At 56.7% G+C, this 21,903-nt stretch carries 20 protein-coding genes and 1 pseudogene; 16 read left to right on the plus strand and 5 right to left on the minus strand.

What is annotated here, in order from left to right:
• Nucleotides 1–12 precede the first annotated feature (12 nt).
• From BN1133_RS00925 to BN1133_RS01000, 16 genes and pseudogenes are all read left to right on the plus strand, one after another.
• Entirely contained in the window at nucleotides 13–780 is a 768-nt protein-coding gene (locus BN1133_RS00925) for a flagellar hook assembly protein FlgD (RefSeq protein WP_050664682.1), read from the plus strand.
• Nucleotides 781–792: 12 nt separating this feature from the next.
• Nucleotides 793–2,160: a flagellar hook protein FlgE gene (flgE, locus tag BN1133_RS00930; protein WP_050664683.1), complete on the plus strand. Its 1,368-nt coding sequence runs from the start codon at nucleotides 793–795 to the stop codon at nucleotides 2,158–2,160.
• A 139-nt stretch (nucleotides 2,161–2,299) separates the two neighbouring features.
• Entirely contained in the window at nucleotides 2,300–3,046 is a 747-nt protein-coding gene (gene flgF / locus BN1133_RS00935; protein ID WP_050664684.1) for a flagellar basal-body rod protein FlgF, read from the plus strand.
• A 14-nt stretch (nucleotides 3,047–3,060) separates the two neighbouring features.
• Nucleotides 3,061–3,849 carry a flagellar basal-body rod protein FlgG gene (flgG, locus tag BN1133_RS00940; protein ID WP_050664685.1) on the plus strand — a complete coding sequence of 263 codons (789 nt, stop codon included), beginning with the start codon at nucleotides 3,061–3,063 and terminating at the stop codon, nucleotides 3,847–3,849.
• Between the two features lie 13 nt (nucleotides 3,850–3,862).
• Nucleotides 3,863–4,534 (plus strand): flagellar basal body L-ring protein FlgH, encoded by a 672-nt coding sequence (flgH, locus tag BN1133_RS00945; RefSeq protein ID WP_050664686.1) that lies wholly within the window; start codon nucleotides 3,863–3,865, stop codon nucleotides 4,532–4,534.
• A gap of 8 nt (nucleotides 4,535–4,542) precedes the next feature.
• Entirely contained in the window at nucleotides 4,543–5,640 is a 1,098-nt protein-coding gene (locus BN1133_RS00950; protein WP_050664687.1) for a flagellar basal body P-ring protein FlgI, read from the plus strand.
• A 49-nt stretch (nucleotides 5,641–5,689) separates the two neighbouring features.
• Nucleotides 5,690–6,727 carry a flagellar assembly peptidoglycan hydrolase FlgJ gene (flgJ, locus tag BN1133_RS00955; RefSeq protein WP_050664688.1) on the plus strand — a complete coding sequence of 346 codons (1,038 nt, stop codon included), beginning with the start codon at nucleotides 5,690–5,692 and terminating at the stop codon, nucleotides 6,725–6,727.
• 3 nt (nucleotides 6,728–6,730) lie between these two features.
• A complete protein-coding gene (gene flgK / locus BN1133_RS00960; RefSeq protein ID WP_050664689.1) occupies nucleotides 6,731–8,725 on the plus strand; it encodes a flagellar hook-associated protein FlgK in 1,995 nt (664 codons plus the stop codon).
• 5 nt (nucleotides 8,726–8,730) lie between these two features.
• On the plus strand, nucleotides 8,731–9,936 hold the full coding sequence (flgL, locus tag BN1133_RS00965) for a flagellar hook-associated protein FlgL (RefSeq protein WP_050664690.1): 1,206 nt from the start codon (nucleotides 8,731–8,733) through the stop codon (nucleotides 9,934–9,936).
• Nucleotides 9,937–10,166: 230 nt separating this feature from the next.
• Nucleotides 10,167–11,044, plus strand: a pseudogene (locus BN1133_RS00970) (flagellin N-terminal helical domain-containing protein).
• 638 nt (nucleotides 11,045–11,682) lie between these two features.
• Entirely contained in the window at nucleotides 11,683–12,546 is an 864-nt protein-coding gene (locus BN1133_RS00975) for a flagellin N-terminal helical domain-containing protein (protein WP_050664691.1), read from the plus strand.
• 24 nt (nucleotides 12,547–12,570) lie between these two features.
• Nucleotides 12,571–12,984 carry a flagellar protein FlaG gene (locus tag BN1133_RS19425; RefSeq protein ID WP_231686217.1) on the plus strand — a complete coding sequence of 138 codons (414 nt, stop codon included), beginning with the start codon at nucleotides 12,571–12,573 and terminating at the stop codon, nucleotides 12,982–12,984.
• A gap of 16 nt (nucleotides 12,985–13,000) precedes the next feature.
• Nucleotides 13,001–14,392: a flagellar filament capping protein FliD gene (gene fliD / locus BN1133_RS00985; RefSeq protein ID WP_050664692.1), complete on the plus strand. Its 1,392-nt coding sequence runs from the start codon at nucleotides 13,001–13,003 to the stop codon at nucleotides 14,390–14,392.
• A 23-nt stretch (nucleotides 14,393–14,415) separates the two neighbouring features.
• Nucleotides 14,416–14,838, plus strand: coding sequence for a flagellar export chaperone FliS (fliS, locus tag BN1133_RS00990; protein ID WP_050664693.1), 423 nt, complete (start codon nucleotides 14,416–14,418; stop codon nucleotides 14,836–14,838).
• Nucleotides 14,835–15,128: a flagellar protein FliT gene (locus BN1133_RS19430; protein ID WP_082177843.1), complete on the plus strand. Its 294-nt coding sequence runs from the start codon at nucleotides 14,835–14,837 to the stop codon at nucleotides 15,126–15,128. The genes fliS and BN1133_RS19430 overlap by 4 nt, the downstream gene beginning before the upstream one ends.
• A gap of 3 nt (nucleotides 15,129–15,131) precedes the next feature.
• Nucleotides 15,132–17,246: a motility associated factor glycosyltransferase family protein gene (locus BN1133_RS01000; RefSeq protein WP_082177844.1), complete on the plus strand. Its 2,115-nt coding sequence runs from the start codon at nucleotides 15,132–15,134 to the stop codon at nucleotides 17,244–17,246.
• Between the two features lie 32 nt (nucleotides 17,247–17,278).
• Here the strand turns inward: BN1133_RS01000 and BN1133_RS01005 are convergent, their stop codons facing one another.
• From BN1133_RS01005 to pseF, 5 genes are read right to left on the minus strand one after another with little or no spacing between them, the layout of a single operon-like run.
• Nucleotides 17,279–17,545, minus strand: a complete 267-nt coding sequence (locus tag BN1133_RS01005) for a hypothetical protein (RefSeq protein ID WP_050664696.1) — start codon at nucleotides 17,543–17,545, stop codon at nucleotides 17,279–17,281.
• Nucleotides 17,542–18,825 carry a motility associated factor glycosyltransferase family protein gene (locus BN1133_RS01010; RefSeq protein WP_050664697.1) on the minus strand — a complete coding sequence of 428 codons (1,284 nt, stop codon included), beginning with the start codon at nucleotides 18,823–18,825 and terminating at the stop codon, nucleotides 17,542–17,544. Before BN1133_RS01010 ends, BN1133_RS01005 begins: the two co-directional genes overlap by 4 nt.
• Nucleotides 18,818–19,864 (minus strand): pseudaminic acid synthase, encoded by a 1,047-nt coding sequence (gene pseI, locus BN1133_RS01015; RefSeq protein WP_050664698.1) that lies wholly within the window; start codon nucleotides 19,862–19,864, stop codon nucleotides 18,818–18,820. Before pseI ends, BN1133_RS01010 begins: the two co-directional genes overlap by 8 nt.
• 14 nt (nucleotides 19,865–19,878) lie before the next feature.
• On the minus strand, nucleotides 19,879–21,111 hold the full coding sequence (pseG, locus tag BN1133_RS01020; RefSeq protein ID WP_050664699.1) for a UDP-2,4-diacetamido-2,4,6-trideoxy-beta-L-altropyranose hydrolase: 1,233 nt from the start codon (nucleotides 21,109–21,111) through the stop codon (nucleotides 19,879–19,881).
• On the minus strand, nucleotides 21,111–21,791 hold the full coding sequence (pseF, locus tag BN1133_RS01025) for a pseudaminic acid cytidylyltransferase (RefSeq protein ID WP_050664700.1): 681 nt from the start codon (nucleotides 21,789–21,791) through the stop codon (nucleotides 21,111–21,113). Before pseF ends, pseG begins: the two co-directional genes overlap by 1 nt.
• Nucleotides 21,792–21,903 lie beyond the last annotated feature (112 nt).

The raw sequence follows: 21,903 nt of genomic DNA on the forward strand, positions 1-21,903 counted from the left end.
GGGGAGTAATTCATGGCCGATATTAATAGCCTTAATAGTGCGTTTTCGACGGCGAATGCCACCTCTACCTCGGGGACGCTACCCAGTGGCAGCACTCCGACTGGCAAGACGCCCAAGAAGGAGCTGGATCAGGCTGATTTTATGAAGATGCTGACCATGCAGCTCTCCTATCAGGATCCCTTCAAGCCGGTGGACAACTCCCAGATGATCGCCCAGATGTCGTCCATGGCCACGACCGATGGCATCAACCGTCTCAATACCGCGATCGGGGGGCTCAACTCAGTAATGACCTCCAGCCAGGCGCTGCAAGCTTCTTCTCTGGTGGGCCAGCAGGTACTGGTGCCGTCCGATACCGGCTACCTGCAAGAAGGGGGAGCGATCAACGGTGTCATTGCCGTAGGCGATCATGCCAGCAATCTCAAGGTGACCATCAAGAACGAGTCGGGGCAGGTGGTCCGTGAAATTGGTATGGCTGGCGAGCACAAAGGAAATGTGGACTTTGCCTGGGATGGCAAAGACAAGGACGGCAAGGCGTTGCCGGCCGGCAAATATCAAGTCACGGTCAGCGGTACTGTGAATAACAAGGTCGAAACCTTCCCCGCACTCACCTATGCCAAGGTCGACAGCGTCACCCTGGGTAACGCCAATAATCCAACTCTCGTTAATCTGAAGGGGCTCGGGCCGATCCGTCTGACCGATATCCTGCAGATCAGCGGTAACAGCTCCGGAACTCCCACGACGCCGCCGGAGAGCAACAACGGCAGCAGCCGAACCCTCTAAAGGAGAACTGTCATGTCCTTTAATAACGCGCTCAGTGGTGTCAGTGCGGCACAAAAAGATCTGAACGTCACCTCCAATAACATTGCCAACGTCAACACCATCGGCTTCAAGGAGTCCCGTGCCGAGTTTGCCGATGTCTATGCCAACTCCATCTTCGTCAACTCCAGAACCCAGGTAGGTAATGGTGTGACGACCGGTGCCGTGGCACAGCAGTTTCAGCAAGGGGCGCTCAAGTTTACCGAGAACCCGCTCGATCTGGCGGTTCAGGGTAATGGTTTCTTTGTGCTCTCCGACGGCAAGGATAATCTCGATCGTACCTTCACCCGTGCCGGTGCGTTCAAGCTCGATGCCAACAGTTACATCGTCAACAATCAGGGGAACTTCCTGCAGGGTTACGAGATCAACGATGATGGCACCCCCAAGGCGGTGAGTCTCAATGCGACCAAGCCGATTCAGATCCCCGACAAGGCGGGTGAGCCGGTGCGTACCACCACGGTCAATGCCTCGTTTAACCTGCCATCGAATACAGATGCGCTGGATGTAGGTAAATTTGATCCGAAAGACTCCAAGACCTACTCCTCGTCAACCTCTGTGGTCGTCTACGACTCCTTGGGTGAGCCCTATACGGTCACCAAGTATTTTGTCAAAGAGCTGGATACGGGCACAGGTCAAGCCAAGATCCCGACAACCTGGCGTATGTTCCTCTACTCCAACGACAAGCCTATCGATATCGTCGGCGGGGTGGCGACCACGCCGGTTGCTCCGGCCACCCAGCAACCGCTGGGGGCCACGATAGAGTTCACCACCGACGGTAAGGTTAATGCCATTACGCCGGCCCAAATCAAAACCGAACCTCTGGGGGCGCCTGCTGGTGGCGCAGCTCCGGCACCAAATAACCCATCGGGGGCCGGTGTTATCAACAACGGCGCCGATGGTACCCAGCAGGTCGAGATCAAGTTCGGCACCGTGACTCAGTTTGCCTCTCCTTTTGAGGTAAACAGCCTGAGTCAGGATGGCTCGACCGTGGGTCGTCTGACCAAGGTCGAGATCTCCCCTAACGGGATCGTCTCTGCAACCTACAGTAATGCGACGACGGCCAAGGTGGCCATGGTGGCCATGGCCAAGTTCGCCAACGCACAAGGATTGAGCCAGATTGGGGATACCTCCTGGCAACAGTCACTGCTCTCCGGTGACGGGCAGCCGGGTACCCCCAACACCGGTACCTTTGGCTCTATCCGCTCTGCGGCTCTCGAGCAGTCCAACGTGGATCTGACCTCCCAGCTGGTGAACCTCATCACGGCGCAGCGTAACTTCCAGGCCAACTCCCGCGCTCTGGAGGTAAACAGCACCCTGCAGCAGACCATATTGCAGATCCGCTGATCGTCATAGAACTGACACCAAGGGCGCGATGGCGCCCTTTTTTTGTTTATAAATTAATGGCTTACATTTTGATATTTAAGTTGGCATCACTTCTGCATGGATGTTGCCAACCACATGATCTCTGCCAGTGAGGAGTGCCATGGATCATCTGCTCTATATCGCCATGTCAGGGGCCAAGGAGAACATGAACAGCCTGGCCGTGCGAAGCAACAACCTGGCCAATGCCAATACGGTCGGCTTCAAGTCAGACTTTGAACAGGCTCGTAGCATGCAGGCCTTTGGCGACGGATTGCCGTCGCGGGTGTTTGCCAAGACCGAGCGGCCAGGCCAGAACCTGGAGCACGGCATGTTGATGACCACGGGGCGTGATCTCGATGTAGCCCTCGATGGACCGGGTTGGCTGGTGGTACAGGATCCCAAGGGAGGTGAAGCCTTTACCCGCATGGGTAACCTGCAGCTGAGTGCGACCGGGAACCTGCAGACCTCAACCGGACTCAATGTGGTTGACGATGCCGGCAACCCCGTCGTCTTGCCGCTGCCGCTCGAGAAGATAGAGATCAATCGTGATGGCACCATCAATGCGCGTCCCGAAGGAGCTGCGCCCAACCTCCTGGAGGATTTTCAGCGTATCAAGTTGGTTCGTCCGGCCAGTGATGCGGTGGAGAAGGGGGCTGATGGCCTGTTTCGCCGCAAGGATGGCGCCAAAGAGCCGGCATCAGCCGGTGTGGGCCTGATTGCCGGCTCCCTGGAGGGGAGCAATGTCAATGTGGTCGATGAGATGACCAACCTGATCCGTCTGCAGCGCCAGTTTGAGACCCAGATCAAGATGATGAAGACGGCCGAAGAGAATGATGAAGCGCACACCCAGTTGCTGCGTCTCGGTTAACCAAGGAGTACACCATGAATCCTGCACTCTGGATCAGCAAGACCGGGCTGGACGCTCAGCAGGTCAATATCAGCGTCACCTCCAACAACCTCGCCAACGCGAGCACGGTGGGCTTCAAGAAAGGGAGAGCCATCTTCGAAGATCTGCTCTACCAGAACATCAACCAACCCGGTGGGCGCTCTTCGGCTGACACGACACTTCCCTCCGGCTTGATGCTGGGGGCCGGTGCCAAGGTGGTGGCCACCCAGAAGAACCATGGGCAGGGTAACGTACAGACCACCGACAACGCCCTGGATCTGATGGTCAGTGGTCGCGGTTACTTCGAGGTGCAGTTACCTGACGGTAGCTCTGCCTATACCCGTAACGGTCAGTTCACCCTCAACGAGGAGGGGACCATAGTCACGCCAGGCAACGGTTACCGGCTGCAGCCCGAGATCCAGATCCCCGAGAATGCCCAGAGCGTGACGGTGGGCAGTGACGGTCAGGTCTCGGTGAAGCTGGCGGGTGATGGTCAGAGCCAGGTCGTGGGACAGATCAATATCAATGACTTCGTGAATGCCAGCGGGTTGCAGCCCATGGGGGAGAACCTCTTCCTGGAGACCCAGGCCAGTGGTGCTCCCATTCAGGGAACGGCAGGTGCCGATGGCCTGGGGGTCATCAAGCAAGGGATGCTCGAGAGCTCCAACGTCAACGTGACAGAGGAGTTGGTGAACCTGATCCAGGCTCAGCGAGTCTACGAGATGAACTCCAAGGTGATCTCGGCCGTCGATTCAATGATGTCTTATCTGACCCAAAGGTTGTAATGGGAGTGCTGTCATGAAAGCCGTATGGATGCTAGGGTGCCTGTTGCTGGCCGGTTGTACCTCTACCCCCAACACTCCCAGGCCGGATGATCCCGGATTTGCTCCCGTCTATCCGGAGAGCGATCCCGTCTCCGTTCGTCCGACCGGCGCCATCTTCCAGCCGGATCAGATCAATAGCATCTATTCGGATATCAAGGCTCACAAGGTGGGTGATCTCATCACCATAGAGCTCATCGAGTCGACCTCTGCCTCCAAGAAGGCCAATACCCAGTCGGGCAAGGACAACAAATTCAATCTGGATCCGGTTCAGTTGGGCGGGATCCCGGTGACGGCCAGCCCCTATGATCTCTCTGCCTCCATCGGCCAGAATGCCGCCTTCAAGGGTCAGGCCAAGGCGGATCAGAGTAACAGTCTGCAGGGCAGCATCTCGGTGAGTGTCTATAAGGTGCTTCCCAACGGAAATCTCATGGTGCGCGGGGAGAAGTGGATCATGCTTAACAACGGCAACGAGTATATTCGCATCACAGGGGTGATTCGCCCTGAAGATGTCACCTCGGATAACTCTGTCTCCTCCCAGCGGGTGGCCAATGCCCGTATCTACTACGGTGGCACCGGCGATCTTGCCAACAGCCAGGAGCAGGGATGGCTCACCAGTTTCTTCAACGGCCCCTGGTGGCCCCTGTAGGAGGCAGTATGCGTCTACATCAATTCATCATGCTGGGCCTGTGTCTGGTGCTCCCGTTAAGCGCTCAGGCAACCCGTATCAAGGACATCACCTCGGTTGAAGGGGTGCGCAACAACCAGCTGCTTGGTTATGGCCTTGTGGTCGGTCTGCCCGGTACGGGGGAGAAGAACAACGCCTTTACCGAGCAGACCTTCCGTACCATGCTCAACAACTTTGGTATCAAGGTCCCGGATAATCTCAAGCCCAAGATCAAGGATGTGGCACCCGTGGCGGTTCATGCGGATCTTCCTCCGTTTGCCAAGCCAGGGCAGACCATCGATATCACCGTCTCGGCCATTGGTGAGGCCAAGAGCCTGCGGGGCGGCACCTTGCTGCAGACCTTTCTCAAGGGGTTGGACGGGCGTGTCTACGCAGTGGCCCAGGGGAGTCTGGTTGTCGGCGGCCTAGGTGCCGAGGGGGCCGATGGCTCCAAGGTGGTGATCAACACCCCGACAGTGGGGCGTATCGCCAATGGCGCTACCGTGGAGCGTGAGGTTCCCAATGCCTTCAGCCAGGGGGATACCATCACCTTTAATCTGATGCGTGCCGACTTTACCACCGCACGTCGGGTCTCCGATGCCATCAATGCGCTGGTTGGACCCAATACGGCGCAGGCCCTCGACGCGACCTCGGTCAAGGTCTATGCCCCCCGGGATCCGGCGCAGCGGGTCTCCTATCTCTCGACCCTTGAGAATCTGGAAGTGGACCCGGCGGATGAGGCCGCCAAGATCATCGTCAACTCCCGTACCGGCACCATCGTCATCGGCAAAGAGGTTCGCCTCAAGCCGGCCGCCATCAGCCACGGGGGATTGACGGTGACCATCGCCGAAAACCAGCAGGTCTCCCAACCCAATCCGTTGGCGGGAGGAGAGACGACGGTGACCAATAACTCCACCATCAATGTGCAGCAGGAAGATGGTCGAATGTTCAAGCTCGACACGGGGGCTACCCTCGATGACCTGGTACGGGCAGTCAATCAGGTGGGCGTGGCGCCGGGAGATCTGATGGCGATTCTGGAGGCGCTGCAGCAGGCAGGGGCCATCCAGGGTGAACTGGTAATTTTGTAAGAAGAGGGTGGCAAGAGGTTGCCACCGGCGGCAAGAAGTGAGGCATACCATGGCAGGCATCGACAACCAAGGGGTCAATCTGGGTCTGGTGCAGGATGTTCAGAACCTGGACAAGCTGCGTCAGCTGAGCAACAGCAGCCAGGGACAGGAGCAGGCGCTTCGTGCCGCCGCCGGGCAATTTGAAGCCATCTTCAGTCAGACCCTGTTTCAGGGGATGCGTCAGGCGGGGGCCGCACTGACACAAGACAACCCCATGAACAGCAGCTATACCCAGTTTTATGAGGGGATGCTCGATCAGCAGCGGGTTGCCGATATGGCCAGCAAGGGGGGGCTGGGTATCGCCGACATGGTGGTTCGCCAGCTCTCGCCCAAGACATTTCGCCACGATGACGGCCGCACCTTGCGTATGCCGGAGCGTACCGAGCAGGTCTATAAGCCCTATGCCCTCAACCTCGAAGAGCAGAAACAGCTCGGTGAGAAACTTGGCAAAGATTTTGCTGAGAAAGAGGCCAGAGGCATACCGGCCAAGGTCCACACCATGAGAGCCATCCCCCCCATGGGACAGGCCGATGAGAGTAAAGGTGTCACAGCCGGGGCCTCCCGCTTTGATTCACCGTCCGAATTTGTGCATCGGCTGATGCCGATGGCCAAGAAAGCGGCCGCCAAGCTGGGGTTGAGCCCCGCAGTACTGGTTGCCCAGGCGGCACTCGAGAGCGGATGGGGCAAGCGGGTGATCCGTAACGGAGATGGCGAAGTGACCCACAACCTGTTTGGTATCAAGGCCGATCCCCGTTGGGAGGGGCCCAAGGCGGTGGTCAGCACGCTCGAGTATGAGAAGGGGACCCCTTCCAGACAGAAGGCTGCGTTTCGCTCTTATGAATCGTTTGAGGAGAGCTTCAACGATTATGTTGATTTCCTCACGTCGGGCAGTCGCTATCGTGGTGCTTTGGCCAAAGCGGATAACCCGGACCGCTATTTTGAAGCGCTGCAGGCGGCCGGTTATGCCACCGACCCCCACTATGCGCGCAAGTTGAAACAGGTGTTGCGCAGCGATGCCATCACCCAGTACACGGAAACGGAGTCTTGATACATGGCCTATGACCTGCTCTCAATCGGTACCTCAGGAGTATTGGCTCAACAGCGCATGTTGCAGACGACCAGTAACAACATCGTCAACGTCAACAGTCAGGGGTACGTACGTGAACGGACCCTGCTCTATACCAACGGGTACGGTTGGGGCGTTGGTGACAATGTTACCGAGAGGGTGATCAATCAGTATGCCCTCTCTGAGTTTCGTCGTGACACCTCTTCGATGGCATTTGCCAACAGTCGTTATGAGCAGCTCTCGTTGACCGACAGCATGCTCAGTGACAAGGCCAACAGTGTGGGTACTACGATCACCTCCTATTTCAATGCTCTGCATAATGCCAATGAGTCTCCGAGCGACCTGTTTGCCAGAACCAATACCCTCTCCGAGATCGATAACATGGTGAGCCGTTTCCATTCTCAATCGGCTCGCCTGGATAAACAGACCGACAATATCAACAGCCGGATTTCCGACAATGTGGATAAGGTCAATGGGCTTCTCAAGAGTATCAATGAATTAAACGAGGCCATCGTCAAGACCAATGGTGCGACCGAAGAGAACATCATGCTGTTTGATCAGCGTGATGATGCTATTCGTCAGCTCTCGGAGATGATGGATGTTCGGACGGTGAACCAACCGAATGGCAGCGTCTTGATCAATATGGCCAATGGCCAGTCACTGGTGTTGGCCGGTTCATATGCCCAGATGTCGGTTATTCCGGGCGAGCCTGATTCGCGGATGAGTGAAATTAACTGGCAACTGGGCAACAGTACCAGCCAGATCGATTCCACCACTCTGGGGGGAAGTCTGGGAGGCCTGTTCCAGGCCAGAGCGGATCTGGAGCCCACCAAACGTGAGTTGGGGCAGCTGGCGGTATCGATCGCCGATGCGATGAATCAGCAGAACCGCCTCGGGATGGATCTCGACAATGAAATTGGCGGGGATATCTTCTCGCTGACCAGCGCAAAAGGGTTGGAATACAAAAGTAATACCGGATCGGTGCAGGGTACTGCCTCTTTTGTGCCCGGCAAAGGTTCTCAGGTGATGCCTTTTGACTATGAGGTCAAGTTTGGTGCCGCTGGTGCGTTTGAGGTATTTAGCATAGGGGCAGACGGGAAACCGACGTCTGTGGGGACAGGCAGCATGCCTCCCAACAGCTATGAAATAGCAGGGCAGGGGATTCAGCTCGACTTCACTGGTGCCCCGGCCTCAGGGGACAGACTGCTGTTCCAACCCACCAAGCAGGCCGCCAGCGGGATAGAAAAGATTATTACCCGTGGTGAAGATCTGGCCCTGGCGTCTCCACTCAAGGCTGATGCCAATAGTCAAAACCAGGGAAATGGCGCTATCACCATCAACGGTGTGTTCAACACGGGCACCGGCTCGGCATTGGCGGCGAACAACCTGGATCCGACCGCTCCTCAAGTGATCAAAATCGCGGCGAACGGTGACTACCAGGTTTATGCCGGTGATGGCACCACCTTGATAGGGACGGCACCGGCATCCACCAATGGTCAAAATATTCTTGCAGAGTTGAAAGATGCGGGCGGGACACTTGTATATGCCAATCCCCAGTCTGTCCCCGGTTATGACTTCAGTATTACCGGAAAAGTGAAGCCGACGGACCAATTCAACATTGCATACAACCGGGATGGTTTTGCCAACAACGAAAATGGCTTGAAGCTGGCTGATCTCCAGAGTAAAGACCTGGTGAGAAAACAGAGCAGTGCATCGAGTGATGACAAGATGACGTTTGGAGAAGCGAGCTCTTCCATCGTCGTCAATATTGGTAACAAAGCCAGTCAGGCCAAGATTAGCATGGAGGCCAGCAAGGCCAAGCTGCTCCAGAGCCAGACGCTCTTCGAGAGTACCTCCGGGGTCAACCTCGAGGAAGAGGCGGCCAATTTGATCCGTTATCAGCAGGCCTATTCGGCATCGGCTCAGGTGGTATCGACGGCCAAGACCATCTTTGACACCATACTGTCGGCGGTGAGGTAATCATTATGCGTGTCACCACTAACATGATTTACAACCGTAACCTCTCCTCGTTGACCTCTTCTAATGAGCGGCTGAACAATGCCTATGAGCAGTGGCAGACGGGGGACAAGTTCAAGACGGCGGGACAAGACCCGGCAGGGATGAACCAGAAGCTTGAACTGACCAACGAGATCGATCTCTACAAGCAGTACAGTATCAATGGTGGACTATTAGAAAATAGCCTGAGCCATGAGGATACTATTCTCGATGCACTCAACTCGACCATGATGAGTGCTCGAACACTGATCCTGAAGTCAAATAGTGGTGTGCTGAGTCAGGATGATCGTAACTCCATTGCAAGTGAATTGTCTGGTCTGCAAAAGCAGATGTTTGATCTGATTAATACCAAGAATGCCCAAGGGGACTATATCTTCGGTGGTAATCAGAGCCAGAAGCAGCCCTATGTCAAGGACGCGTCGGGGAACTATGTATTCCAAGGGGACACGGGGCAACGTTTTATACAGATATCCCCCACCGTCGCCATCCCTGCAAATGACAATGGATTGGGAATATTTGAATCTGTGCCTACTCGAAGAACCGCAAGTTCTGGTTCGGCTGGCTTGAGCGTAAAAATATCTGACCAAGGGCAGTTCGATAATTATTATCAACAGAACTACAACCCTGTCGGCGGGAATAACTTCACGCTGGAAACGACAGCCGGAACACCCAATACCTATCAGATCAAAGATGGGGGCGGAGCTGTCATCCAGTCCGGGGACCTCTCGGCCGAAGGCACGGTTGCCTTCAATGGTATGGAGTTGAAGGTGACCGGCGCCATCGGAGGAGCCCCCCTGGGATTTGGCCTGGACGTACCCAAAAACGACAACATTCTCAACGGTATGCAGAGTTTTATCGAAGCATTGCAGGATCCGACCGTCGTGCAGGATGAGCTGTTGGCCAAGGCTGCCGATGGCCTGGTGCATCTGGATAATGCAAGGCTTCGCATCGACAGGGCTCAAGGCGATGTCGGGGCCCGGTTGAACAACCTAAAACAGGTGATGGACTCCAACTCCTCTCTGGACGTCTTTAACAAGACGGTGAGGGCCAAGGTATCAGAAGCCGACATCTATGAGGTCATTGCGGCGATTGCGACAGAAGAGGCGGCCTTGAGTGCCTCACAGACGGCATTTAGCCGGATCGGACGTTTGACGCTCTTTGACTACATTCGATAACGCTTATTTGTACAGAAAAAACCCGCTTTCAGGCGGGTTTTTGATTTTTTGCTAAAGGAAATCTGTGCTGGGTCGATACAGTGAACATGGTGGTTATCAATCTGTTCTTGAAAGAAGTTGCTAAAAAAAGCTAAAGGAATCAGATAGGCCGCCGATACAAAGTTAAGTCAGATAAATGACTGGCTAAAAATAAAAAATAAAAGATCTGTTTTAAGCTTAGGAGAATAGTCATGAGTATGTACGTTAATACCAACGTATCGAGCATCAATGCTCAACGTCAGCTTCGTGGTAATAATATGGGGCTGGACACCGCATATCAGCGTCTCTCTTCTGGTCTGCGCATTAATAGCGCAAAAGATGATGCGGCTGGTCTGCAAATATCAAACCGTATGACCTCTCAGATTAATGGTCTCAACCAGGGTAACCGTAATGCAAATGACGGTATCGCCATGGCTCAGACTGCTGAAGGTGCGATGGAAGAGATCACCGGCATGCTGCAACGTATGCGGACCCTCTCGTCCCAGTCTGCCAACGGCACCAATACGACGGCCGATCGTCAGGCTCTGCAACAAGAGGTGGATCAACTCTCCCAAGAGATTACCCGGGTATCCAACGACACCACCTTCGGTGGCAAGAAACTGCTACCGACGGTAATGCCGCCGTTGCCGCAGGGGTGAATATTCAGGTCGGTTCCGATGCCAACCAGATCATCTCCTTCAAACTCTCTTTCTCCTTCTCGGTAGATGGTTTGAAGACGGCTTCTGGTTCGACCCTGGCTACCACAGGTTCAGGGGCTGCGACTCTGGTCGATATCAGTACCTCGACCAATGCCCAGTCTGTATTGGGCGGGATTGACAAGTTGATCCGTCAGGTAGACTCCAAGCGAGCCGAACTGGGTGCCGTACAGAACCGACTGGAGTCAACCATTCGCAACCAGTCCAACATCTCCGAGAATGTTTCCGCGGCCCGCTCCCGCGTGAGAGATGCCGACTTTGCGGTTGAAACGGCTAACCTGACTCAGTTCAACATACTGCAGCAGGCATCCAGTACCATCCTGACTCAGGCGAACGCCCGCCCGCAAGGTGCGCTGTCTCTGCTCAGAGGTTAACAATAAAAAAGAAAGGCGGTTGTTCAGGCCGCCTTTCGGGAGGACGTATCAGAGGGTGTTCGGGATATCATGTCTCTGATCCGCCACAACTATGGTAGTCTTTAAAGCTCAGCGAGCTTGGTATACAAATGTATCCATCACTCGCCAAGAATTCTCCTGAGCTAAAGCTCGTTGGCCGACCTTGTGTCGGCCCTTTTTATATGTGTTCCATAGCAAAGCACATAACGTGCCACTTTTTCGCGTTTATCATGTGCCTCGAGTGGGGCTCTTTGGCAAGCACGCCACTCCATGAGATGAGGATGAGTGACACTATAGCGTCATAGAGTCGTCACCACCCTCCGACGCCCCCGTCTTGAGTCAAAAAAACATCTCAACCGTCCCCCCAGAAGGGAGATGGCAAAAAGTGGTCGGGGGCGGCAATTTTTTTCCTAAAGTTATCTCCATCAATGCCGCTAAACAGGGTAAGCAAAACAAGGGTGTTCGGGACTCCTGAAATTTTGCGCTACGGCAGGTCCGGCTCCGTTCAAGTTGGATCTGCCAATGGAGGCATAGAAGCCTGTTCAACTTCTGTGTCTTCCTGGAGCAAGAGGGCTGGCAAACCGCGAGGCCTGCTCTGTGTATGAATTAGGAGAAATATCATGTCTTTATTTATCAACACTAACGTGTCCTCGCTGAATGCTCAGCGTAACTTGCTGAACAACAACAAGAATCTGGACACCGCTTACCAGCGCCTCTCCTCGGGTCTGCGTATCAACAGCGCCAAAGATGACGCCGCAGGTCTGCAGATCTCCAACCGTATGACCTCCCAGATCAATGGCCTTAACCAGGGTAACCGTAACGCTAACGACGGTATTGCCATGGCTCAGACCGCTGAAGGGGCGATGGAAGAAGTGACCGGTATGCTGCAGCGTATGCGTACCCTGGCATCCCAGTCTGCTAACGGTACCAACACCACTGCCGACCGTACCGCACTGCAGCAGGAAGTCGACCAGTTGTCCGAGGAGATCACCCGTATCTCTAACGACACCACCTTCGGTGGCAAGAAGCTGCTCGACGGTACTGCCGGTGAAGTCAAAATCCAGGTGGGCTCCGACGCTAACCAGACCATCTCTTTCAAACTGACCATCGCGTTCTCCGTCGATGGCTTGAAGACGGCTTCTGGCTCTACCCTGGCAACGAGTGGATCCGGTGCGACTACCAAGGTTGATATCAGTACCTCTACCAACGCCCAGTCCGTACTCGGTGGCATCGACAAGATGATCCAGAAGGTGGACTCCCAGCGTGCACAGTTGGGTGCGGTTCAAAACCGTCTCGAATCGACCATCCGTAACCAGTCGAACATCTCCGAGAACCTCTCGGGTGCTCGCTCACGGGTTCGCGATGCCGACTTTGCCGTAGAGACTGCCAACCTGACCCAGAGCAACATTCTGCAGCAGGCGGCCTCCAGTGTACTGGCTCAGGCTAACCAACGTCCGACCAGCGCCCTGTCACTGCTGCGTTAAGGGTAATGCAGGTAGGAGGCTATCATGACCATGGTCAATCCTGACAAAGCCTCCTCTGTTGTGTTGACCACGACGAGGGAAGGGGGTGGCCCGGAGGCCGCCGCCTTCCCTTTGGTACAACATAAGGAGGCAACTGCAACGACCGTTCAGCCAAAGCCGACAGGCCCGAACGAGAGCAAGCACATTTCGGCCGAAGCTGTTGAAAAACAGGTACAAAAGTTGCAGGAGATCGCCCAGACGAAGGGGTGGTATCTCAACATCTCGATGGACAAGGAGCTGAGCAAGACTGTCATTAAGGTGTTTGATAAGGACTCGAAAGAGTTGATTCGTCAGATTCCGAGTGAAGAACTGCTGGCGTTGTCAAAGAGATTGAAAACACTTCAGGAGAGTGAATTCGGTGAGCAGGTGAAAGGGCTGCTCTTCGACCAATCCGTATAGATGAGAGGATGTAGAAATGGGGACTTTTGCCGGGGTTGGCTCTGGGCTGCCGCTTGAAGAGTTGATTACCTCACAGCTGAATGTAAAACGCACCCAGTTTGAAAAACAGATCGTGGGACGTGAGACGCTGGCCAAAACTACACTCTCCGGTGTTGGTCAACTAAAGTCTGCCCTTTCTACCTTTGTCTCTTCTCTTGAGAAAATGTCCAAGCCCAGTGACTTTGCCGGTAAAATGGTCACTGTCAAGCAGAATGCCGATGATCCCCTCCTGAGTGTCGAAGCCAAAAACACCGCAAGTGCCGGTAGTTATGATATCAAAGTCACTCAGATGGCCACAGGCTCCCGCTATACCTCCAAAGATGGGACTTTCACCTCCTCCAAAGACGTCGTGGCTACGGCAGACGGAACATTGACCTTTGCCGTCGATGGCAAGACTTTCGATGTCGAGCTCAAGGCCGGTGATACCCTGGAGACGCTACGCAGCAAGCTCAATGAGGCCGGTAAGGAATATGGCGTCTCGGCCAACCTTATCAACGAAAATGGCAAGAGTCGCCTCATCGTTGACTCCGCCAAGACGGGGGCGGGCAATGACCTTTCTATTACGGCGAGCACAGCCGAGTTGGAAAAGTTTCAGACGACGGGTCCCAACGCAAAAATGGATGTAACCTTGCCGGCCGAGAATGCATTGGTCAATATTAATGGGCTCGATATCTCCCATGACAGCAATAAATTTGAAAACGTAGTGCAGGATCTGACGTTCACTATTAATCGACTCAGTGAAAATGATGCATTAGGCAAGCCTAAAGCCACCCAGATGACGGTGTCCAACGATACCAAAAAGGCAAAGGAAAATATTGAGGCCTTTGTCAAGTCATATAATGATTTGATGGGGAAAATGGATGACCTCAGTAAGCGTGGCACCTATGTCAATGGAAAGAAACAGGACGATGGTGGCTTGCTACCCGGTGATGCCTCTATCTACGCCATTAGAAATATGCTGTTTAAGACGATGGGAGAGGGAACGGGTGACAATAGTAGCACTCTGTTCAACATCGGCATAAAGATGGACAAGGATGGGCGCCTCTCTATTGATAACACCAAACTGGATAACGCTCTGAAAAATGAATTCGACAAGGTGACTGATATTTTTTCCGGCGATAATGGCTTGTCGACAAAGCTGGTGCCTCAATTAAAAGAGTATACAAAATCATCTGGCTTGTTGGCCAAACGGGAAGAGCAACTGAATACTCAAGTGAAAGGCTACACTAAAGAGCGCGCCGATTTCGCCGATGAAATGGAAAAGTATGAGAAAGGGCTGCGGGCCAAGTATGCCAATCTGGATGTGATGATCGCTCGCATGAACTCCAGCTCCAGCGCTCTGAATTCCATGCTGCTCAGCGGCATCTAAGTGACTTGTAAAGAGAGATAAAGATGTACAACAAGGGAGTAAAGGCCTACCAGAAGAGCTCTCTGGAAGCCGAGCTGGCAGTTGCGGACCCTCATCGTGTGATCCAGTTGCTGATGCAAGGTGCTCTGGAGCGCATTGCCAAAGCCAAGGGGGCCATCGAACGCCGGGATTTTGAGCAGAAAGCAACCCTGATCTCGGCAGCCAACGCCATCATCAATGGCTTGCAGGATGCCCTTGACCCTGATCAAAAAGAGATCAGCGGTAATTTCTATGCGTTTTACGAGAGTATCAAGGCGCTGCTGACGGAGGCCTCAGTCTCCATGGATGTGGCTCCCCTTGATCAGGCCATCAGCTTGCTACTGCCCGTGAAGGCCGCATGGGATCAGATCCCCGAGGCGGAGAAGCAGAAGGCGTATCAGCAGCGACATCAAGGAGAAACCTCTTGAACGCCGCCCTCGTGAATACCTTGATAGAGGTCGATGAGGCATTACTGGCTGCCTGTGTAGAGGAGTTCGAACCCGAACTCCTCTTCTCGCTTTTTGACCGGCGTGATGAGCTGATTGAACGCCTTCGTCCTCCCTTTGATGATATCGAACCGGACCACAGAGATAAGCTGCTTTCCTTGGACAACCAGGTTATTACACGCCTCAATGAACTGCACGAGCGTGTGTCTGACAAACTCTCTCAGCTGGGAAAGCGCCATAAAGCGATCGATCTCTACAACAGCATCAGGTGAAGCATGAATATTGAAGAGCGACTCCGAGCCGCCGAGGAAGAGTTGGCCCGTCTCGAACAGCAGCAGGCCCAAATGCAGGCGTTGCAAGAGATCATGCCCATTCGCTTTGCTGAAAACATGTCGGCGTTTGAGAAGTGGTTGCCTGATATTGCTCAACTTTTTGAGGATTATGAGCCGCGTCGCCCCTTCTCCATTTTCTGTAACCACAACGGCATTCCCAATCTTCACTGGAAAGAGAGTGATGAGAATCTGTACCCTGAGAATCCATTTGACTATTGCCAGGCACAGATCCATGCAGTCCTCCATGAGCACAAGTTAATCCGCTACGGTTTCGAGCCTCAATGGGACCCCTTCAAGCAGCAACATATGCTCTACGTCAATGAGCTGGCGAGGCGTCTCCAGCGGTTTCGTCAGGATGAATCTTTCGAGCCTCTTGTCTGCATGTCGGGAGATGTGCCCTTCATGCTGCTGTTCGGGGTGGGGCTGGGTTATCACCTCGGTTATCTCTACGAGCAATGCATACCGGAGAATCTCTATCTGGTTGAGCCGGATATGGATATTTTCTTTGCCTCGCTCTTTACCTTCGATTGGGCCCCCTTGCTTGAATATATCCAGAGCAATGGCCTCGGCCTGCACCTCTTTCTTGGGCAGGATGAAGAGTCCATCATGGCGGATTTTCGCACCGCCCTGTTTAGAGATGGTTCCTATCTCATTACGACCATGATGGGGTTTGCCCACTACGGATCCAAACCCATTATCTCGCTACAGCGCCGTATTTCCGAAGAGTTCCATGCGCTTAGCATGGGGTGGGGGTTCTTCGATGACAACCTGTTCGGATTGGCCAATGCTTATCGCACCATCTCCGACGGGGTGCCATTTTTCCGAAGTGACCGCCCTCTTGCCAAGCGACTGAGTGAGGTGCCCGTCTTTGTGGTGGCCAACGGCCCCTCGCTCGACCGGGATATCGACTATATCCGTGCTCACCAGTCCGGCGCCTTGATCATCGCCTGCGGCACGGCCATTTGGTCACTCTATCGTGCCGGAATAAAACCCGATTTCTACCTAGCGATTGAGCGGGCCACGAATGTTTCGGAGCATCTGGCATCCTTGGGGATCAATGACTATCTGGCCGATATTCCAATGATCGCCACTGATATCATCCACCCCAAGACTCGAGCCTTCTTCAAGCGGGTCGTGGTTGGTTTCAAGATTGATGACTCTCCCTGCTGTCTGTTTGCCACCAATAATCGCACCATGGCCCGCTACATAGGTTTTGACTGTGCTAACCCCCTGGTGGGGAATCTGGGGCTGAGCGTTCCCCTGCATTTGGGGTTTCGCCATATCTGTCTGTTCGGTGTGGATAATGGATTCAGGAGTGAAGGGCACCATCACTCGCGGCTGAGCAGTTATTATGACGCCGATGGAAACCCACTGGAGGCGTTTGCCCAGATGGCATTGGCTATCGGTGAGCACTGGCGCCCGGCAAATTTTGGGGGCGAGGTGCAGACCAACAAGCTCTTCACTCAATCGATCCTCAGTGCCGAGGTGTTGCTTACCCATTTCAATGAGGTCAACGTCTACAACTGTAGCGATGGTGCCATGTTGAGGGGGGCACAGCCGTGTCATGCGGATGCATTACCGCTGAATTACCCGCCTGTCGACAAAGGAGCCCTGGTCGATGCCCTGTTGACACAGCACGCCGAGCCTATTGCTCTGGGGCGCGACGAGATCCTGAGTTACATGGATCCCGAGCTCTTCGATGGGTTGCTGGATAGGGTAATGCATATCTGGTTCCGAGAGATGGGGACTCGCCGTGAGGTGGTGGCCGCCTGTCAGCTCTGCACCAGCTTTATCAAGCCGCTGATTGCGACACGCCACGCCTTTATTCACAGGGTCTTGTTCGGTGAGTTTAACTATCTCTTCTCTTTGATGATCAACATGGCTTATTGCGGCAGCGATGAGGCGACTTCCATGCAGCTGGTCAATGAGAACCGTCCCCTGTTGTTGGAGTTCTTCGAGAGAATGAAGCGGATGTACCCCTGTGCACTCGACTATGTGCAGGGGGAGCATCAGGGGGTGGTGCCGGATCTTCCCTATGGTTCGACCCTGATATCATGATAAATCCAAGGCCATCCCGGAGGATGGCCTTCTCATTTTGTTCCTGCCTGTGAAGAGGGTTGGTTCAGCAGTGAAACCAGCTCGTATTCCAGCCAATCCGCCAATCCCAGCCAATCCTCCCGCTCCTGACAGCCTAGCAAGGCGCTCATGATCCGGCTCAAGGGGTGAGCCAGCTCGGGTCTGTCTGCATAAGCGTCCATCAGTTGCTGTAGCCGGTTTGGCAGCTCTTGTGTCGCCTCCAGCGAGAGACCAAGCCTGAATTGGTGGGCGAGTCGTTGCAGCTCGTCAATGGGCGTCATCGCAGTGCCTCCGGAAGATAGGGGCAACCCGCAATATCGGCGCCCTCGCGAGTCGCGTTATAGAAATGAACATCGGGATGGGCGGCGATGTAGCGTTCGAGTTGTGCCCGGTAGGTGGCGAAGTTGACGCTGGTGGCAACCCGTTGGCCATGGCCGTTGAGAACCCAGTGCTTGCTGCTTTGGCTGCAGGAGCCCAGCTCTCCCGGGGACCAACCACTATGGGTTCGCTCCCCGACAAAGGCCAGATCCACCCCCAGCAAGACCAGCTCGTTACAACCCATACGAACGGCGAGATCGGTGGCAACGTGTATGACACTCCCCCCGGAGAAGAGCTCTCCCTTGGGATGCTGTTGGCGTACCGAGGCATAGAGCGGGCTGGGCGAGTAAGCGGCAAAGCGTCGCCCTTGCCAGGCTTGCAGGGTCGAGTTTGGCACCAGCGGGAAGTAGACCAGTCCACAGTCTGCGGGGGGGAGACGATCGCCCCAGATCTGATGGTCGATAGAGACGACCCAATCCGGGGTGATGCCGTGGGCAAAGAGGGTGCGGCAGGCCGTATCGGCCGCAATGATCAAGGGGCGTTCGGGGCGAGCCACCAGAGTGGCCAACTCGGCAACATGATCGGACAGGGTGGGGCCCGAGCCCAGAATCAACGCCCGCCTACCCGACTCGGAACCAAAGAGCTCGGTGACGTCCCCATCCTGTGCGAGCAGGGTAAGGTTCCCTTGCAGGCGGGCCTGTAGCGTCGGATCTTCCGGTGTAAAGCGACGATTGACGAAGGGGAGGGTGATCTCGCCCACCAGTCGGTCTCTTACCCGGGAGGCGCCCTCTTCCACCAGGATGAGCTCGCTTGGCAGGGCGAAGAAGGGGAGGGCAATTTCTTGCTCGTCGCTGGCCAACGTCAGCTTGACCCGGGGGTCTTGCAGCCAATCGTCCTGCTCGAGCAGGGCCAGCACCAGGGTGAACAGGCTGTGATTGAGAATATGCACGTGTAGAGTCTCGAGATCGGTACGTGCCAGCAGGGTGCGTTGCAGATCCCCAAGGCCGGTGCCATAGAGGTGCAGAGTGCGTGCCGCCGGCAGGTTGGCGGCCTGAAGCTCGGCCTCGGCTACCCGGTCGTGGCGGCTGGTAAGCTGGATGCCGTTGACCCGCAGGGTGCTGCCGAGCCCCTCGCACAGCTCCACCTGCAGATCCCCGAGTTGCGCCTCGGCCAGGGTGGCCGCCAGCGCCGGCCAACGTGTCTCAATCAATGCCAGATGATGGCGCAGCAGCTCTTCATTCATCTTGTTCTATCCATGCCCAGTCCAGTGGCTGACCTGCCTGTTGGCTGGCGGTGACCCGCTTGCCGATCAAGCGGTCGTAGTCGGCCGGGGGGAGCCCCATGGCCGGGCGCACCGACTGAATATGGGCGGGAGTGAGGCGTTCGCCGGCGCCGATCGGCTTGACCAGATAGAGAGAGCGGCGAAACGCCCGGTTACCCCGTTCGCTCTCGGTGAGGGTGAAGCCCGCCTGGCCGAGGGCCGCGTGGGCGGTGTTGACGGCCGCTATCATCGCCTGCATCTCGGCCGGCTCCATGGAGAAGGCGCAATCCGGCCCCCCGTCGGCCCGAGCCTTGGTGAAGTGCTTCTCGATGAGGGTGGCGCCAAGGGCCGTGGCCGCGATGGCGGTGGCGCTGCCGAGGGTGTGATCCGAGAGGCCCACCTCGACCCCGAAGCGTTGGCGCAGCAGGGAGAGGGTACGCAGGTTGTACTCGGCCGCCGGCGCCGGATAGCCGCTCACGCAGTGCAGCAGGGCGAGTTGGCCGCTGCCGTGGGTCAGGGCGGTGTCGACCGCGGCGGCGATCTCGGCCTCGTCGGCCATGCCGGTCGACATGATGAGCGGCTTGCCGGTCTGGGCGGCGTAACGTATGAGGGGGAGGTCGACCAGCTCGAAGGAGGCGATCTTGTAGGCCGGGCAATCAAGGGATTCGAGCAGGTCGACCGCACTGTGATCGAACGGGCTGCTAAAGACGGTGATGCCGAGCTCGCGACCGAGGGTGAACAGCTCGGCATGCCACTCCCAGGGGGTGTGGGCCCACTGATAGAGGTCATAGAGGCTATGGCCATCCCACAGGCCGCCGTGGATCTGAAACTCGGGGCGATCGCTCTTAAGGGTGATGGTGTCGGGGCGGTAGGTCTGCAGCTTGACGGCGCTGGCGCCGCTCTCTTTGGCCAGGCGCATGATGGCCTTGGCCTGCGCCAGGTCACCGTTATGGTTGGCCGACAGCTCGGCAATCACGTAGGGCGGGTGGTCGGGGCCGATGGGGCGCCGGTCGATCAGCATAATGGTTCCTCGTGTCAGGCTTGACCCAGATGCCAGTCGGCTCGCCAGGGGGCGGGCGCAGGGCAGGGGGGCGGTGTCTCAAGCGTCAGCTCTGGGTCGGGTAAAAAGGCGAGCAAGGCGTGTGCCAGCTCGCGCCACTGGGCGGCGTCGAGCCGCTCGGGGGCATCGCAGCGAAGGCGGTTGCCGATCAGGGTCAGGGGCACAGGGGGCTGATCGGGCTTGCGCCACGCCCAGTGCCCCCCCACCGGGTGCAGGCCGTGGTCTGCCGGTTGCAGCATGATGGCGCAAAGGCGTGCCAGCCCGAGGCCGTCGACCAGAGCCTGGGCCCGTTGCCGGTAACCCTCGGCATCGGCGTGCAGGCGGGTCAACGCCTCGTCGAGCAGATGCGGCTCGTGCAGTGCAGACAGGGTGAGCCGCTCGGCAAGGCGGTAGTGGGCAATCACCTCGTCGTTGAACACCTGGTTGTCGACGATGGGCACCGCCAGGGTCGGCAACCCGAGGCAGGCGCGCTCCCAGGTCATACCGCCGGCGGCGCCGATGGCAAGATCGTGCTCGGCCATCAGTGCCGCCATCCGGTGCGACTCGCGCAGCAGGGTGATGTCGGGATGGGCCTGGCACCAGGCGGCTATCTCGGCCCAATGGGGGTTGGCGCCGCCGGCCACCAGGGTCCAGCTCAGGCGCGTCATCCAGGGGGTGAGGGCCAGGCTCTGCAAGGTGGTGAGACAGGCCCCCGCCGGATCGGCGCCGCCAAAGCAGATGAGGCCTCGCCGCCAGGGGGCCACCCCCTGCCTAGCCAGGGCACGAAAGGCCGGGCGCAGCAGGGCGAAGCGGGTGCCGAGCAGGAGCCGGCAGCCGGGGCTGAGCCAGGGGGCGTAGTCGGCCTCCTGGCGCAGCGGCCCCTGATCGAGCAGCACGTCGGCCTGATGGGGGCGATCGGCGAGATCGTCGATGACCATCAGCCGGCCACACAGGGGCGCGGCGCGGCGCTCCCAATCGGCGTCCAGCCCATAGTGATCCACCACCAACCAGTCGGGGCGAAGTGTGGCCAGCGGTGCCAGATCGCCTGCGTCCCCCAGCGAGTGCAACCGGTGTGGTGCCAGGCGAGGGGTAAGCGCCTCGGACAGCTCGTGGCACAGGAAGTGGCACTCGGCCCCGGCCCGGCTCAGGGCGTCGGCCAGGGCGAGGCAGCGCATCAGGTGGCCAAGGCCGATGGCCGGGTTGGCGTCGAGGCGAAAGGCGACGCGCATCAAGGGGCCCCGTGCAGGGCGCGGTAGAGGAGCTCGGCCAGGTGCCAGTCCTCTTCGGTGTCGATGTCGACCACCCGCCAACGGGGCAGCGGGTGCCCGGCGCTTTGGGTGTGACCATGGAGCCAGGCCTCCCGCGTGGCCCAGTAGAACTGGCCCGCATCTTGATAGGCTTTCTCCAGATCCTGGGAGCGTTTGGCCATCATCTCGGGCCAGAAGGGGGTGACGTGGCCACGCTCGTCCATGCGCACGGCGCGCTGGATGGGAAAGGCAAATTCCGCCACCGAGTAGACGAAGGGGACATCCCCTTCCGTCAGCTTCTGATAGGCCGCGCTCAGGTCGGCCACTTCGATCAGGGGGACGGTAGCGTAGATGCAGCAGTAGTGATCGCTGGTGATACCGAGCGCCTGCAGCCGCGCGATGGTGTCGATGACGACGGGGGTGGTGCCAGTGTGATCGTCGGCCAGCGCCGGTGGGCGCAAGAACGGCACCTCGGCCCCGAGGGCACGGGCGCACGCGGCGATCTCGTCGTCATCGGTTGAGACCACTATGTGGGTGAAGCAGCCGCTCTGACGGGCCGCTTCGATGGCGTAGGCCAGCATGGGCTTGCCACAGAAGGGCCGGATGTTCTTGCGCGGTATCCGCTTGCTGCCGCCACGGGCGGGAATGATGGCGATGGCCATTGAGCCCCCAAACTGGTTACAACTGTCTAATTTTTTTGAGATTATATCTTTCTATCCGATTTTGTAATCGCCCGTGTTCACTTCTGTTGGCCGGGGCCGATAACAGCGAGAG

This window comes from Aeromonas schubertii, assembly GCF_000820105.1.
Classification (GTDB): Bacteria; Pseudomonadota; Gammaproteobacteria; order Enterobacterales; family Aeromonadaceae; genus Aeromonas; species Aeromonas schubertii.